General features: G+C 37.8%; 12 protein-coding genes and 2 tRNA genes. 12 read left to right on the forward strand and 2 right to left on the reverse strand.

Annotation, left to right across the window (positions count from 1 at the left end; genetic code table 11):
- Positions 1 to 78 precede the first annotated feature (78 nt).
- On the forward strand, positions 79 to 1605 hold the full coding sequence (gene cls / locus NMG63_RS01785) for a cardiolipin synthase (RefSeq protein WP_254007282.1): 1527 nt from the start codon (positions 79 to 81) through the stop codon (positions 1603 to 1605).
- Positions 1606 to 1612: 7 nt separating this feature from the next.
- Positions 1613 to 2467, forward strand: a complete 855-nt coding sequence (locus NMG63_RS01790) for a patatin-like phospholipase family protein (RefSeq protein ID WP_254007283.1) — start codon at positions 1613 to 1615, stop codon at positions 2465 to 2467.
- On the opposite strand, the gene NMG63_RS01795 is transcribed toward NMG63_RS01790, so the two are convergent.
- Entirely contained in the window at positions 2457 to 3113 is a 657-nt protein-coding gene (locus NMG63_RS01795; RefSeq protein WP_123171827.1) for an RluA family pseudouridine synthase, read from the reverse strand. The two genes, NMG63_RS01790 and NMG63_RS01795, sit on opposite strands and share 11 nt — an antisense overlap.
- A complete protein-coding gene (locus NMG63_RS01800; protein WP_254007284.1) occupies positions 3097 to 3954 on the reverse strand; it encodes a class I SAM-dependent methyltransferase in 858 nt (285 codons plus the stop codon). Before NMG63_RS01800 ends, NMG63_RS01795 begins: the two co-directional genes overlap by 17 nt.
- A 129-nt stretch (positions 3955 to 4083) precedes the next feature.
- Here NMG63_RS01800 and NMG63_RS01805 point away from each other — a divergent pair, with 129 nt between their 5' ends.
- From NMG63_RS01805 to NMG63_RS01850, 10 genes are all read left to right on the forward strand, one after another.
- Positions 4084 to 6228, forward strand: a complete 2145-nt coding sequence (locus NMG63_RS01805) for an ATP-dependent helicase (RefSeq protein ID WP_254007285.1) — start codon at positions 4084 to 4086, stop codon at positions 6226 to 6228.
- Positions 6225 to 8204, forward strand: coding sequence for an NAD-dependent DNA ligase LigA (gene ligA / locus NMG63_RS01810; RefSeq protein WP_254007286.1), 1980 nt, complete (start codon positions 6225 to 6227; stop codon positions 8202 to 8204). The genes NMG63_RS01805 and ligA overlap by 4 nt, the downstream gene beginning before the upstream one ends.
- Positions 8201 to 9307 (forward strand): CamS family sex pheromone protein, encoded by a 1107-nt coding sequence (locus tag NMG63_RS01815; RefSeq protein WP_254007287.1) that lies wholly within the window; start codon positions 8201 to 8203, stop codon positions 9305 to 9307. Before ligA ends, NMG63_RS01815 begins: the two co-directional genes overlap by 4 nt.
- A gap of 8 nt (positions 9308 to 9315) precedes the next feature.
- A complete protein-coding gene (gene gatC, locus NMG63_RS01820; protein WP_254007288.1) occupies positions 9316 to 9612 on the forward strand; it encodes an Asp-tRNA(Asn)/Glu-tRNA(Gln) amidotransferase subunit GatC in 297 nt (98 codons plus the stop codon).
- Positions 9609 to 10961, forward strand: a complete 1353-nt coding sequence (locus tag NMG63_RS01825; RefSeq protein ID WP_254007289.1) for an amidase family protein — start codon at positions 9609 to 9611, stop codon at positions 10959 to 10961. The genes gatC and NMG63_RS01825 overlap by 4 nt, the downstream gene beginning before the upstream one ends.
- Positions 10961 to 12376, forward strand: coding sequence for an Asp-tRNA(Asn)/Glu-tRNA(Gln) amidotransferase subunit GatB (gene gatB / locus NMG63_RS01830; protein ID WP_254007290.1), 1416 nt, complete (start codon positions 10961 to 10963; stop codon positions 12374 to 12376). The genes NMG63_RS01825 and gatB overlap by 1 nt, the downstream gene beginning before the upstream one ends.
- 38 nt (positions 12377 to 12414) lie before the next feature.
- Positions 12415 to 13092, forward strand: a complete 678-nt coding sequence (locus NMG63_RS01835; RefSeq protein WP_254007291.1) for a hypothetical protein — start codon at positions 12415 to 12417, stop codon at positions 13090 to 13092.
- An 89-nt stretch (positions 13093 to 13181) separates the two neighbouring features.
- Positions 13182 to 14390 (forward strand): O-antigen ligase family protein, encoded by a 1209-nt coding sequence (locus tag NMG63_RS01840; protein ID WP_254007292.1) that lies wholly within the window; start codon positions 13182 to 13184, stop codon positions 14388 to 14390.
- Between the two features lie 65 nt (positions 14391 to 14455).
- Positions 14456 to 14531 (forward strand) — tRNA-Asn (locus NMG63_RS01845).
- A 7-nt stretch (positions 14532 to 14538) separates the two neighbouring features.
- Positions 14539 to 14614 (forward strand) — tRNA-Glu (locus NMG63_RS01850).
- Positions 14615 to 14688 lie beyond the last annotated feature (74 nt).

A 14688-nucleotide genomic window follows, 5' to 3' on the forward strand; every position in this document is an offset into this window, starting at 1 on the left:
TTGCATTAGTCTTAATCAAGTAGAAACTTGATTATTGAATTTAGTTTAAAGTATAATTTACATATAGAAAGAGGACTTATGAAAACATTACTACGTTTATTAACGAATAAGATTTTTATGGTAGGACTTATTGTGATTGCGGAGTTTGCGATTGTAGTTGCTTTAATTTGGAATTTATCGCTTAATTACGCGTTTATGCACGCTTTTTTTGTGTTTTTATCAGTCCTTCTTATTATCTACATTACCAATCGTAATGATGATCCATATTATCGATTGGCTTGGACTATTATCATTCTCGTAATTCCTCCGATTGGTGCTGTGTGTTATCTTATTTTTGGTGGTAAAAAGGTTCCGAAGAAATTACGTGAACGCATTAGTGATACTTATTCTAAAGATGCTTTTTTACAGGATGAATCATTTGGTATCTTGGAAGAATCCATTGAGGCAACGCCGCGCTGGGCACGTCTTGTGAAGTATTTAATGGCGAGTTCACACTACCCAATTTATAAAAATACAGAAGCAACGTATCTTGGGAGTGGCGAAGAAAAATTCCTACATATGAAAGAAGAAATTCGTAAAGCTGAGAAGTTTGTTTTTCTAGAGTATTTTATCATTAAAGAAGGTTTGATGTGGCAAGAACTGCTAGTGATTCTGCGAAAGAAAGTCGAAGAGGGTGTGGACGTTCGGTTGATGTATGATGACTGGGGTTGTGCACTTTTCCGTGATTTAAAGAAGCAATGTGAAGAAGCAGGAATTGTGTGTGTAGAATTTAATCCATTAGTAGCCCGTCTAGCTATTCAAATGAATAATCGTGATCACCGTAAAATTTGTGTTGTGGATGGTCGTGTTGGGTTTATTGGTGGTATTAATCTTGCGGATGAATACATCAATATTGGCAGTAAGTTTGGTCACTGGAAAGATACTGCGGTCATGATTGAAGGGGATGCGGTGCATTCACTTACCTTGATGTTTCTACAGTTTTTCCGTTATTATACGGGAGAGATTGAAAATCCGAATGATTATAAATACGACTTTGGTGATTTAGAAAATGCACAAGGCTATGTCATGCCTTTTGCGGATGCACCAACAGATAGTTATGATTTAGGATTAGACGCTCATTTATCCATGATCAACAATGCACGTGATTACATCTACATTCAAACGCCATACTTAATTGTGGGCCATGAAGTCATTCAAGCTCTCGAGCTTGCGGCGCGAAGTGGGGTCGATGTTCGTATTATTGTTCCGCATATCCCTGATAAGAAGATTGTGAATCATGTGACAAAATCTAACTATCAAATCTTGATTGAAAGTGGTGTGCGTATTTACGAATACGAACCGGGTTTTGTGCATTCAAAAACGTTTGTAGCGGATGATCAGATTGCACTTGTAGGAACAACAAACATGGATTTTAGAAGTTATTATTTGCACTTTGAGTGCAGTATTCTCTTTATCAACAACAACATCGTTGGAGATTGTTATGATGATGTGATGCATACCATTACAGAGAATGCGATTGAGATTACCTTAGAGGATTGCCTAGCAGTCCCTTATTTGGTAAGACTCTTTCGATCAATTGCCCGTATATTTAGTGGCTTAATGTGAGGTTAAAATGGAAAAAATTGGATTGGTTTTAGAAGGCGGTGGGATGCGTGGAGCATACACTGCAGGTGTTTTGCACTGGTTATTACAGGAAAAAATAGAATTTGATTATATTGTAGGGATATCATCTGGAGCACTATATGGTGGTATGTTTGCTTTAGGAAAAAAAGATACACTAGAAAAAGCAGCGATTGAGGTCGCAGCTGATAAACGTAATGTAGGGATTCGTCCAATTTTAGCGGAAAAAACACTTGTTGGATATGACTTTCTTTACAATACCGTTACAAAGGAATTAGACTATCCAATTACTGAGATGAATAAAATACCGGGTAAGATTGATATTGGTGTTTATGATATCGCAGGTGAAAAAACGATTTGGATTGATAAAGAACAATTAGCTCAAGATCCATTGTTTATTAAAGCTGCATGTACGTTGCCGGTTGCAGGCCGTGCGGTATGGATTAATGGACGTAAATATATGGATGGTGGTATTACAACCATGATTCCAGTTCAAAAAAGTATTGATGAAGGTTGTACACGTCATATCGTTGTGACAACGAAATCCGCAGATTATGTTCGTAAGGATCAAGGGTTTGCGCAGAAAATGCTTTTACGAACTGTGTATCGTAAGTATCCGAAACTTGTTCAAGATTTTGAAAGTCGTCGTGATGTTTATTACGAAGAACGTGACCTGATTAATAAACTTGTAGACGAGAAAAAAGCAACCTACATTTATCCAACTCAAGAAGTTGGTGTCGGTCGCTTTAAAGGATCTGAAGAACAGTTTGAAGATTTGTTTAAGATGGCGCATGATGATTGTGAATTGCGCCGTGATGAAATTATGGCAATGGTTTCTAAAGATTAAATGGGAATTTAGAGGGCGTGTGACTTGTGAAGGTCATGCGCTCTTTTGTTATGGGATGATCAAAACTGAGTTCGGTTGCCCATAAAGCAATTTGTTGTCCTGGTTGTGAATGTTTATTATAGCGAGCATCACCCCATAAGGCGTGAGCACGTGATGCGAATTGAACCCGGATTTGGTGCGATCTTCCAGTTACAAGTTTAATTTTAACTGTGGATAGATTTTCTGAAGGATGGTAGTAAGCTTCGATGACATGAAGTTCTGCGTATTTACCATCAGGATGATTTTTATCAACCACATAAGATGTGTTTGTCTTACGATTTTTTACCATCGTATCACGGAATGTAGTGGCTTCAACATATCCCGTACAAACAGCGGTATAGGTTTTGTCTAGGGTACGGGTTCGAACTTGATCACTGAGTCGTCCTGCTGCTTTTGATGTTTTTGCGAAGACCATGATGCCGCCTACTGGACGATCAAGTCGATGTACAAGACCAACATAAACATTTCCAGGTTTATCATATTTAACTTTAATGTATTCCTTAACTTCGGTGAGTAAATCAAGGTCATTACTTTCATCACCTTGAGAGGGTTGGTTTGGTTTTTTTTCCACGACGATCACGTGGTTATCCTCATAAAAGATTTTCATCGTAACACCATCTTGTAGTGACACCACATGGTAACATTGTGTCCATTGAAGTAATGGGAAGGCCAATTGCTTCGCTGTGTGTGTTGAGTGGGAATTTTTGGTCGCGTAGTGCATCGTTGAGGGCATGTCGTACCTTTTTAGGTGTAAGGTTTGTCGTGTAGGTATTTAAGACTACAAAGAGTGCATTGGGGTCAAGGAGCTCCATAGCAGCATTTAAAAGAGGTTGAAGTTGGTCTTCAATTTTCCAACGTTCTCCTTTAGGTCCTCGACCAAAACTTGGCGGATCCATTACAATACCGTGATAGGTACGTCCACGTCGCTTTTCACGCTCAATGAATTTCATGGCATCTTCGACAATGGTTCGGATTTTTTTATCAGTTAAATCATTGAGTTCAATGTTTTCACGTGTCCAAGCAATCATCCCTTTGAGTGCATCAATGTGAACCACTTCTTCAACATTCTCTTTCGCACAAGCGATGGTTGCGCCACCGGTATATCCAAATAAATTAAGGATACGAACGGGTTCTGTATGAGTTTGAATTACGGAACGCATCCAATCCCAATTAACGGCTTGTTCGGGGAAAATACCGGTATGTTTAAATGATGTTGGTCGAACCTTAAAGTTTAAATCTTTATATTGGATAATCCAACTTTCAGGGAGTGTTCGATTAAAATGCCAGCCTTCTTTAAAGAAAGCATCGATGGGCATTCCGGGTGTTGTGGGTTTCCATGTCGCAACAGGATCTGGACGTCGCACAATAATGTCATGGTAACGTTCTGTTTTTAAACCATTTCCAGCGTCTAGGACTTCAAAATCAGTCCATTCAGTAGGGACTCTCATACTCTTACCTCAGTTTCTAAATATATTCCTACATATTATAGGTTAGAAAGGTGTTTGAGCGCAAACATTTCCTTAGTAAATGTCACTCAGTCAAACGAGTGAATATGCTATAATGTTAGCGGTGATAAAATGGATTATATTCAAGGATTAAATAAAGAACAAAAAGAAGCAGTATTAACAAAAGCAAAACATGTGCGTGTGATTGCGGGAGCTGGGAGTGGAAAGACTCGGGTTCTCACAACTCGGATTGTGCATCTCATCGCAGATCTTGGATATTATCCATCTAAAATCTGTGCAATAACATTTACGAATAAAGCGGCGAATGAAATGAAGGAACGAATGGAAGCGATGTTGCCCGATGCAATACGGGTTCATACTTCAACCATTCACTCTTTATGTGTTCGTATTATTCGTGAGGAGTATGAAGCATTAAATTTAGTTCGTAATTTTACGATCTTGGATACGTCAGATCAACAAGCGGTGATGCGTGAAGCATATAAACAATTTGATTATGACCGTAAAGATATTTCATTTCGAGAAGCATTGACTTATATTTCAAATAATAAGTTTGCAGGGGTTGATGTTTCGCAAGCAGAACGTATGGCAGGATCGAATTATCATGAACAGAAAAAAGTCAATTTATATCGTTTTTATGTGAATCGTTTACATGAACTTTTTGCTTTGGATTTTGATGACTTGCTTTTAGAAGTGAATCGATTGTTTAAAGAAAATCTCGAAGTCCGTGATAAATGGCGACGACGCTTTGATGTCGTTTTAGTAGACGAGTTCCAAGATGTGGATCACGTTCAATATGGTATTGTGGATGCGTTAGTGGGTGATGAAAATCAACTGTATGTCGTGGGAGATCCCGATCAAACAATTTATACATGGCGTGGTGCTAATGTGGATTTCATCATTGATTTCGATAAGAAGTATCCGGAGTCCGAGACTATTACGTTGAATCAAAACTACCGTTCAACACAACATATTCTCGATAGTGCAAATACATTAATTAAAAATAATAAAGATCGTCCCGATAAAGCGTTGCATGCAAACAAGGAAAGTGATTTTCCGGTTCAATATGCAACACTTGATGATGGTGATGCAGAGGCGTATTGGGTTGCCAATAGAATGTTAGAGTTGCACGATGAAGGTCACTCTTATCTAGATATGGCTGTTCTGTATCGCTCAAACTATTTATCACGTGCCCTTGAAAAAGTTTTGATGGCACGTCGAATCCCATATGTGATTTACGGTGGTTTGCGCTTTTACGATCAAGCCGAAATTAAAGATATGATGAGTTATTTGCGGATGATTACCCATGGTGACGATTTGGCTTTACGTAGAAGTATTGCAATGCCACGTCGTGGTATTGGTGAAAAAACATTAGATACCATTATGCTGCAAGCGCGTGAACGTGAAATGACTATGTATGAAAGTATGCTTTATGATGTCCATCATCAACAGGCAACACCAAAAATTCGAAATTACGTGATGATGATTGAAGATTTCCGTGAAATGGCGCAGGAAGCATCGATTGAAACGATCATGCAATACGTCTTAAAACGAAGCGGACTTCGAGAACATTTTGAAAAAATCCAAGAACTTGAACGCGTTGAAAGTCTCAAAGAATTAATTGGTGATGCCTTAACGTTCCAAGAAAACTATGAAAATCCAAGTTTAGATGAATACATTCAAATGGTAAGTCTGTATGGCGATAAGAGTGAAGTTGTAGAAGGGGAGTATGTTCGTCTTATGACGGTTCATGCTGCGAAAGGGCTTGAGTTTGAAAATGTCTTTATAATGGGATTGGCAGATAATATCTTCCCCAATAAAAACAGCATTCAAGAGGGTTCTGGAGGAATTCAAGAAGAACGTCGCCTAATGTATGTCGCAATTACACGTGCCAAAGAGCGTCTCTTCCTATCAAATAATATTGGGTACAATTTTGTTGCAGGAGGGTATGCACGCGCATCGCGTTTTATTAAAGAAATGCATCTAGATGAAAAAACTTCTGAAATGGAAACACCAACCATTACTCGAACTGAAGTTCAAGATGCTATAAGTTCATTTGAAAAAGCATCCGGTCTGACTAAGTTAAAGAAAAAAATTAAATTCAAAAGTGGAGACCAAGTCGTTCATGATGACTTTGGTGAAGGGATTGTGATTCGTGTCGATGATGACACAATAAAGATTGCCTTTAATTTCCCACATGGAACAAAAGTAATTTCAAGAAAATATGCAGGCATTCGGTTGAAGGGAGACATGTCATGAGTAAAGAACGAATTTTAGAGTTGCGTAAAAAATTACATCAGTATAATTACGAATACCATGTTATGGATCAACCAACAATTGCGGATGTTGAATACGATCAGTTATTACGCGAATTGAATGAGCTCGAAGCAATACATCCAGAGTTCTTTGACATTAATTCACCGACTCAAAAAGTGGGTGGTGTGGTTTCCGAACGATTTTCAAAAGTTACACACCGTTTTCCAATGTTTTCGTTGGGGAATGCATTTTCCCAATCTGATTTAGAAGCTTTTGACGACCGGTTACGTGCACAATTCCCGAGTGTATCTTATGTTGTGGAGTTGAAAATTGATGGACTAGCGATGTCTATTGATTATGAGGACGGTATGTTTACGCAAGCTGTAACACGCGGAGATGGTACAGTGGGGGAAGATGTAACGCAAAACATTCGAGTTATCGACTCGATACCCCTTCAACTAAATGTTGATGAAGATGTTACGGTTCGTGGTGAAGTATTTATGCCGGTTAAATCGTTTACTCGAGTCAATGAATCACGCAAGGAAAATAATGAAGCCTTGTTTGCGAATTGTCGTAATGCGGCAGCAGGAACAATTCGTCAACTTGATTCGAAAGTTGTTGCGACTCGTGGCTTAGATGGTTTTTGGTATACGTTGGTTAATGCTAAAGAATTAGGGATTGCGAGTCAATATGATTCGCTAATGTATCTAAAGCAAATCGGGTTTAAGGTAAATCCAGAAATTAAATTATGTAAGACGATTGATGCAGTATGGCAACGTATTGAAGAAATCGAACAGATGCGTGCATCCTTGCCTTATGATATCGATGGTGTTGTGATTAAAGTCAATGATTTTGCGATGCAAGAAGAACTCGGATTTACCGTAAAAACACCACGATGGGCGATTGCTTATAAATTTAAAGCTGAAGAAGTAAAAAGTCGCGTTGAAGATATTTTTGTAACCGTTGGTCGTACTGGAAAGATCACGCCCAATGCGAAACTCACTCCGGTTCAGATTTCGGGATCACTCGTAAGTTATGCAACCCTTCATAATGAGGATTACATTTTGAACAAAGATATTCGAATTGGTGATGAGGTTATTGTTCGTAAAGCGGGTGAGATTATTCCGGAGATTGTCTCAGTTGATGTAAGTCATCGAACAGATGCGATTAAGCCATATCACTTTCCTGAAGTATGTCCTATCTGTATGGGACATCTCGTTCGTTTTGAAGGTGAAGCCGATCATTATTGTGTTAATGTGGATTGTTCTGCGAAAATATCGGAAGCCTTGGTTCATTTTGCATCAAGGGATGCAATGAACATCGATACTTTAGGGGAACGTCGTGTTTATCAATTGCATGATGCGAAGTTGCTTAACACAATTACGGATATCTATACATTGCAGGAACATAAAGATGCACTTGAGAAGCTTGAGAAAATGGGTCCAAAGAGTGCAGAAAAATTACTGGAAGCAATTGAGAACAGTAAAAATAATTCGGTAGAGAAGCTGATTTTTGGACTTGGTATCCGACATGTCGGTGCGAAAACATCCAATGTTCTCGCCGCTCATTACAAAACAATTGCTTCACTGATGGATGCAACGTATGATGAACTCATTGCAATCGATGAGATTGGTGGTGTCATTGCTCAATCTGTTGTTTCATTCTTTGAAATTGATCATAATCGCGAATTAATTGAAGATTTACTTGAACGTGGTGTGAATGGGAATTACAATCATGTTGTGACCTCCAGTAAATTTGAAGGGATGAAGTTTGTTCTTACAGGAACATTACAAACAATGGGTCGAACGGATGCAAAGAAAATCATAGAATCGTTTGGCGGCAGTGTTTCAGGTAGTGTAAGCAGTAAGACTGATGTTGTTGTGTATGGTGAAAGTGCTGGGTCAAAACTTACTAAAGCCCAATCATTGGGTGTTAAAACATGGACAGAAGAAGAATTCTTGAATGAGGTGAACTCATGAAATTTAAAAAAATGATGATGATTAGTTTGGCGGTACTCCTATTAGTGTCAGGTTGTGCACGCCAAGAGACAAAACCAGAAACAGGCAAAGAGAATGTTTCGGTGATTCAAGGTGGTAAGGGTGAATACTCAATATTAACACCGTTTAAAACGTCGCCATTGCGACAAAACTATGGGACTAACTTTAGAGAAGTGGACATGATTGAAATTGGACGACGACTCCAAGACAAGTCAAAAGATCACTTTAATCCAGCAAACTTTAATATTTCAGAAGGGTCAATCATTAATGATGACCACTATGATCAACTCCTCCGTCACGAGTCTAAAAATTATCCTTACGGCTTAAATCCTGTTGATGGGACGGAGTTTGTTGAAAAAGGACGTAAAATTCAGACACCAACATTTGTGCGTGATGTGGTAGAAGTGAATTTCCACTCCGGAAATGATATCAATAAAATTGATGGGGTTGGAATTGCACTTGTAATGAAGCGCGTACAAACAGAAGCAGGTACTGGATTACCTGTTCGTTTGTCGGATGAAACACTCTACGAAATTGCGCGGACTTCTATTGGTAACCGTCTTATCTCTTATTTGCGTACAATCGAAGGTATGAGTGATGTGCCCATTTATCTTGTGTTATATGCTCAAGAAAGTGATACGGATACATTGCCAGGGAAATATTTACCGGGACGCGTTATTGGGGAAGGCTTTTTTGAATCACGTGGTGGACAGTTTGAACAAACAAGTGAAAAGTGGACACTTTTAGGGACTCAAGAAGCTTCGGAAGAGTATCCAGAAACATCTGCTGATTTCTCTGTATTTAAACGCGAAGTTGTGGATTTTATGAATGATGAAAGTATTGGAGTTACCGGTAAGATGTTTGTGATCGATAAAAAGGTTCAACAACTTGATATTGACCTAACAACAGGTGCAAAAACCTATCTCGAGATTTATGGGCTTGCGCAATATGTATCGGAGCGTATCAGCGCATTTTCAGATATTCAAGCACCGATAACCGTAAATATTAAAGTCTATCAAAATTCACGGATGATTGTTCGTAAAGAACCAGGGAATAACAAACCCATTATTATTACAGTAACTTAGGAGGATTTATGAAAAAACTAGATAAAGAGCTTATTGAAAAATTCGCTTCCGATTTAATGTTTCGTCTAACTGACGAAGAACTTGAAATGGTCGAAGCAAATGCTCATGTGTTTGAACGTTATGTTGATAAGATTCAAGCAATTGATACAGAAGGTGTTGAGGTTATGTCTTATCCTTTTGAGATGGAAACAACATGGCTTCGTGATGACGAACCCAATCATGTCATTGATCAATCCCTTGCATTTGAGAATGCACCGCGTGTTGATGTTGATTATTTTGAAATTGTAAAGGTGGTTAATAAATGAGTAAATCAATCGATGAAATTATTGGAAATTTAAAAAAAGAAAATGAGCGTCTTAACGCAATTGTAAGTTTTGTAGATCCAAATGAAGTTACGGATGGTTTAATTTCTGGTTGGGATATTGCTTTAAAAGATAATATCAATATGAAAAACACTCTAACAACAGCAAGTTGTAAGTTGCTTTCAAACCACCAATCAATTTACAATGCACATGTTGTGGATCGATTATTAGATGAAGGCGCAGTTATTGTTGCGAAGACATCGATGGATGAGTTAGGTATGGGTGGTACAAATTTATCAGCGATTACTGGACCAGTCTATAATCCGTACGATTTAACACGTATCTCAGGCGGTTCTTCAGGTGGTTCTGCGGCGCTTGTGGGTGCGAAAGCAGTTCGTGCAGCCTTAGGTAGTGATACAGGGGATAGTGTTCGTAAACCCGCTGCATATTGTGGTGCTGTAGGCGTTAAACCAACTTATGGTCGTATTTCACGATACGGTGTGATTCCTTACGCATCTTCCCTTGATCATGTTGGCTATTTCACTCAAAACGTAGCCGATGCAGCATGTCTTCTTGAAGTGCTTGCCGGACGTGATGATCGTGACATGACAAGTTCTATGGAACCTGTTGCGTCGTATTCAAAACTTTTAGAAATGAATCTAGAAGGAAAACGTATTGGAATTTTTAAAACAGTTGAAGATGCGATTGAAAATGAAGCAGTCAAGGCATCATTTGTACAATTTAAAGAAAAACTCGAAGCTCAAGGAGCAATCTTAGTTGAGAAAACGATTGATAAAACGTTAATGCGCACGATGCTTCCGGTGTACAGCGTGATTTCAAATTCAGAAGCAGTTGCAAACCATGCAAATCTTGATGGTGTACGATTTGGCTTGTCACAAGAAGGTGATTCGCTTGAAGAAATCATGAAGAATACACGTACGAACGGATTTAGTTCCTTAATTAAACGTCGTTTCATTTTTGGTGCTTTTGCTTTAGATGATGCTAATCAAAAAGAAGTATTTGATCAAGCGAAGAAAGTACGCCGTTTATTAGTCGATGCTTATGCATCGTGTTTTGAAGATGTTGATATTATGGTTACATTAGCATCGGGTACCGTTGCACCGAAAGTTGAAAATCAATCGATGGATGAATTATCGGATGCATACTTAATTGGAGAAAACCACATGGTCATCAACAACTTTAGTGGCTATCCAAGCATGACATTGCCACTTGATTTAGTAGATGGACTTCCTGTTGGTATCAATATTTCAACACAACCCTTTACTGAAGCTAAAATGTTTGCATATGGGCAAGCATTTGAGTCATTAATTAACTGGAAGGGAGCATTTTAATGGGATACGAAGCAGTTATTGGAATTGAAATTCATTGTGAATTAAAAACAAAGACAAAAATGTTTTCAGGTGCACCGCTCGGATATGGTCAAAAACCAAATACCGCAATCAACGAAATTGATTTAAGTTATCCTGGAACATTACCGCAATTAAATAAACAGGCGGTCAATTATGGTGTTCGCTTATGTAAAGCTTTAAATTGTGAGATTGATGATCTAATTCGATTTGATCGAAAAAACTATTTCTACTCTGATTTGCCAAAAGGATATCAAATTACACAACAATTTTTCCCGTTAGGTCAACATGGACATTTTGATGTTCTTGTGGGTGAAACAGTCAAACATATTCGCATTAACCGTATTCATATGGAAGAAGATACTGCGAAACAATTTCATGAAGGTGATAAAACATTGATTGATTTTAATCGTGCAGGAACACCCTTACTTGAGATTGTTACTGAAGCAGATTTTAGAACTGGTGAAGAAGCGGCAGCATATGTTGATGCATTGCGTCTATTAGTAGTGTATTTAGGCATCTCTGATGGTCGTATGGATGAAGGGTCTTTACGTTGTGATGTTAATATTTCGCTAAGACCTGAAGGTCAAGAAGCCTTTGGAACAAAAGTAGAAATTAAAAACCTAAACTCCACAAATAACGTGCAAAAGTCTATTGAATTTGAGAGTATTCGTCAGGCTGAAATCCTAAATTCAGGACAAAAAGTTGTGACCGAAACGCGTCGTTTTGATGAAAAAACTCAAGAAACTGTCGCAATGCGTACAAAAGAAACAGCAGTGGATTATCGTTATTTTGTAGAACCAAATATTGTACCTGTTCGAATCGGACAAGATATTTTGAATCAAACTTTGGTCGAATTACCGATGGCACGAATACAACGTTACCAAGATCAAATGGGACTGAGTTTGTATGATGCGAATGTCTTGGTTAAAAATCCAGACTTGGCAGCTTATTTTGACGTATTGGCTCAAAAAACAGATGCTTATAAGCTTTTAGTGAATTGGTTGACACAAGATGTGTTAGCGGTTCTCGATCAAAAAGGTGAACGCAGTTTTGAATCATGGCTCAATGTTGATCATTTTGTTGATTTCATCGAAGCAATTCAATCTGGATCTATTAATTCAAAACAAGCAAAACAGGTTTTTGCGAAGTTTGTTGAAGGGGAATCTCCTAAAGACGTAATCAAGAAGTCAGGGATGGTTCAAATCAGTGATGAAGCAACAATTACAGCGTGGATTGAAGACGTATTAACGCAAAGTCCACAAGTTATTGAGGATTATAAAAACGGTCTTGATAAATCCATTAAATTTGTTGTAGGACAAGTTATGAAAGTCTCTAAAGGACAAGCAAATCCACGAGTAACCAATGAACTGGTTGTGCGTGTGCTTGATAATAAATAGAAAATAATATAATATTTAAATGCATAAGGAGGATCGCAATGACAAAAAAAATGGATCCAAAGCAAAATAAAGAAGTTCAAGTTAAAAAGCAAAAACAAACTAAAAAACATGACTGGTCTTATTATGCAATCATTATCTGTCTTGTTTTAATCCTAATTCCCTCTCTTTGGTTGGGCTTTACAATTGTTAAAGCATCGATTGAATCGGGAAAACCATTAACAGGACAACGATTCGCAAATGATCACGATCCTGAAATTACTTCCGATTTACAAAAAAAGGTTGCGGAAACGCTCGAGGAGATTTCAGAATTTGAGTCTGTAAGTGTATCGCTCAAAACAGCGACGCTTCGTATACAACTTAAAATGAAGCCTGATACTTCAAAAGAAGATGCTTCTGCCTTGATTGAATCAGCGTACGATCGAGTTGTTGAAGTTTTACCTGTAGCTGAGTACTTCAAGACAGAAGGCTCTAAAAAACGATATGATTTAGAAATCAATCTTTTCAATTTTACCGATGTTACTGATGATAATCGTGGTGATTTTATATACTACCAATTAGTTAAAAACGGAAATATGGAAGATAAGCATATTCAGCTTGTTTCTGAATCAAAAGATTCAGAACTTGTCGAACGTTTAAAAACGGAGCAAGCTGAAGCAAAAGAAAAAAAAGCAAATGAAAACGGAGAACCGTCGAAAGAAGAGAAAAAAGAAGAGTAAATTATAGTGATTTCGCTTTATTGGATGGCTTCTTAGATTAAAGTGACACTATTGTAATAGTCGTCACTTTTTAATGTGGTAAAATATATATGATGAAAATAATAAAAGACTTCAGTACAAAAGTAAGAACGCTATTATCTGAGAATGTAATATTTTTGATGATTATGGTGCTATTCTTACCAGACTATTTGTTATATCCAGCGGTTATTGTGGCGGGAATTTTTGTATTGTATGAATGGATTCGATATAAAGGCTATAAATGGAGCACGTTCTGGATTTTATGGGCGTATTTGCTCATTGTAGCCGTCCTAAACAAGAATGTGCAGGGGATTATAGGGACTATGTACCTAATTATCTTAGTAGCCTATGCATTTGTTTTAAATCGAAGAATGAGTCCTAAGGAATACATGAAAATGCAATACTATATTGTGTGGTGTTCCTTATTTAACTTCTTCTTCAACTTTATTCGTTGGAGACCATTTTGGTATAAATCATTTATGAGTTTATTTGATGGTGTAATCCAAATGGGACATCTGCCTTTTTATGGTGATGGATATTTTAGAGCGTATTCAACGTTTGATAATCCAAACTTATATGCTTTTGTTCTTCTTATTGTTCTATTGGTTTGTTTTAATCAACTTCAATTTCAAATTACGTTCAAAAATTATCGATTGAGCGCATTCTATGCAGGTGCCTTTATCATTAACCTCTATGCAATGTTTTTGACGGGTACACGATCCATTATCGTAGCCTTGATGTTTGGTCTTCTAACCGTAATTTTAGTTCAAAGGAAGTGGACGCAATTTAAAGTGATGATCCTACTGGGAGCACTTTTAACCTTGTTTATTCTTTCAAGACCGGATTTGTTTCCACGTTTTATGCAAATTGCAGAACATAGTGGCATTCGCCTCGAAATTTGGGACAAAGCTATTCATCAAATATTAAAAGAACCGTGGTTTGGTAAAGGGATGTTTACCTATGCACTGCTTTTTGATAATATCGATGCCCACAATATTTTTATTGAGAGTTTCTTAAGTTTTGGTATTTGTGGAACTGTTATCCTTGTATCGTTTCTCATTGGTAAATTGCGTGATGTGTATTTAAATGCTTATTATCTTGATTATCCCTTGGCATTGGGTGTATTAGTTGCGACAATCATGTATGGAATTTTTGATATACCATTATTTGCGGTACAAACAAGTCTCTTATTTGTAGCGGTTTTCTGTCTTCCAAGGCGACAGCCGTCTCAAATCTTGGTCCCAAAACCAACACATATCGAAATTATTGAAAAAACTTAAACTATTTTTAAAATATGCTTGTCAAGGCAATATTAGTATGGTATATTTTATAAGCACTTGGCGATGCTTGTTTAGCTCAGTCGGTAGAGCAACTGGCTGTTAACCAGTGGGTCGCAGGTTCGAGTCCTGCAACAAGCGCCATTTATATGGCCCGTTGGAGAAACGGTTAACTCACATGCCTTTCACGCATGCATTCACGGGTTCGAATCCCGTACGGGTCACCATAGTGTCAATAACCTCACTTCTTAGGAAGTGAGTTTTTTTTGTATGTACGAGTTTTGTGTGTTTTTTCGCACAG

It is taken from the genome of Erysipelothrix amsterdamensis, from assembly GCF_940143175.1.
Classification (GTDB): domain Bacteria; phylum Bacillota_I; class Bacilli_A; order Erysipelotrichales; family Erysipelotrichaceae; genus Erysipelothrix; species Erysipelothrix amsterdamensis.

Coding starts and splice junctions, on each gene's coding strand:
- cls (WP_254007282.1), top strand. CDS start 79: ATGAAAACATTACTACGTTTATTAACGAATAAGATTTTTATGGTAGGA.
- NMG63_RS01790 (WP_254007283.1), top strand. CDS start 1,613: ATGGAAAAAATTGGATTGGTTTTAGAAGGCGGTGGGATGCGTGGAGCA.
- NMG63_RS01795 (WP_123171827.1), bottom strand. CDS start 3,113: ATGAAAATCTTTTATGAGGATAACCACGTGATCGTCGTGGAAAAAAAA.
- NMG63_RS01800 (WP_254007284.1), bottom strand. CDS start 3,954: ATGAGAGTCCCTACTGAATGGACTGATTTTGAAGTCCTAGACGCTGGA.
- NMG63_RS01805 (WP_254007285.1), top strand. CDS start 4,084: ATGGATTATATTCAAGGATTAAATAAAGAACAAAAAGAAGCAGTATTA.
- ligA (WP_254007286.1), top strand. CDS start 6,225: ATGAGTAAAGAACGAATTTTAGAGTTGCGTAAAAAATTACATCAGTAT.
- NMG63_RS01815 (WP_254007287.1), top strand. CDS start 8,201: ATGAAATTTAAAAAAATGATGATGATTAGTTTGGCGGTACTCCTATTA.
- gatC (WP_254007288.1), top strand. CDS start 9,316: ATGAAAAAACTAGATAAAGAGCTTATTGAAAAATTCGCTTCCGATTTA.
- NMG63_RS01825 (WP_254007289.1), top strand. CDS start 9,609: ATGAGTAAATCAATCGATGAAATTATTGGAAATTTAAAAAAAGAAAAT.
- gatB (WP_254007290.1), top strand. CDS start 10,961: ATGGGATACGAAGCAGTTATTGGAATTGAAATTCATTGTGAATTAAAA.
- NMG63_RS01835 (WP_254007291.1), top strand. CDS start 12,415: ATGACAAAAAAAATGGATCCAAAGCAAAATAAAGAAGTTCAAGTTAAA.
- NMG63_RS01840 (WP_254007292.1), top strand. CDS start 13,182: ATGATGAAAATAATAAAAGACTTCAGTACAAAAGTAAGAACGCTATTA.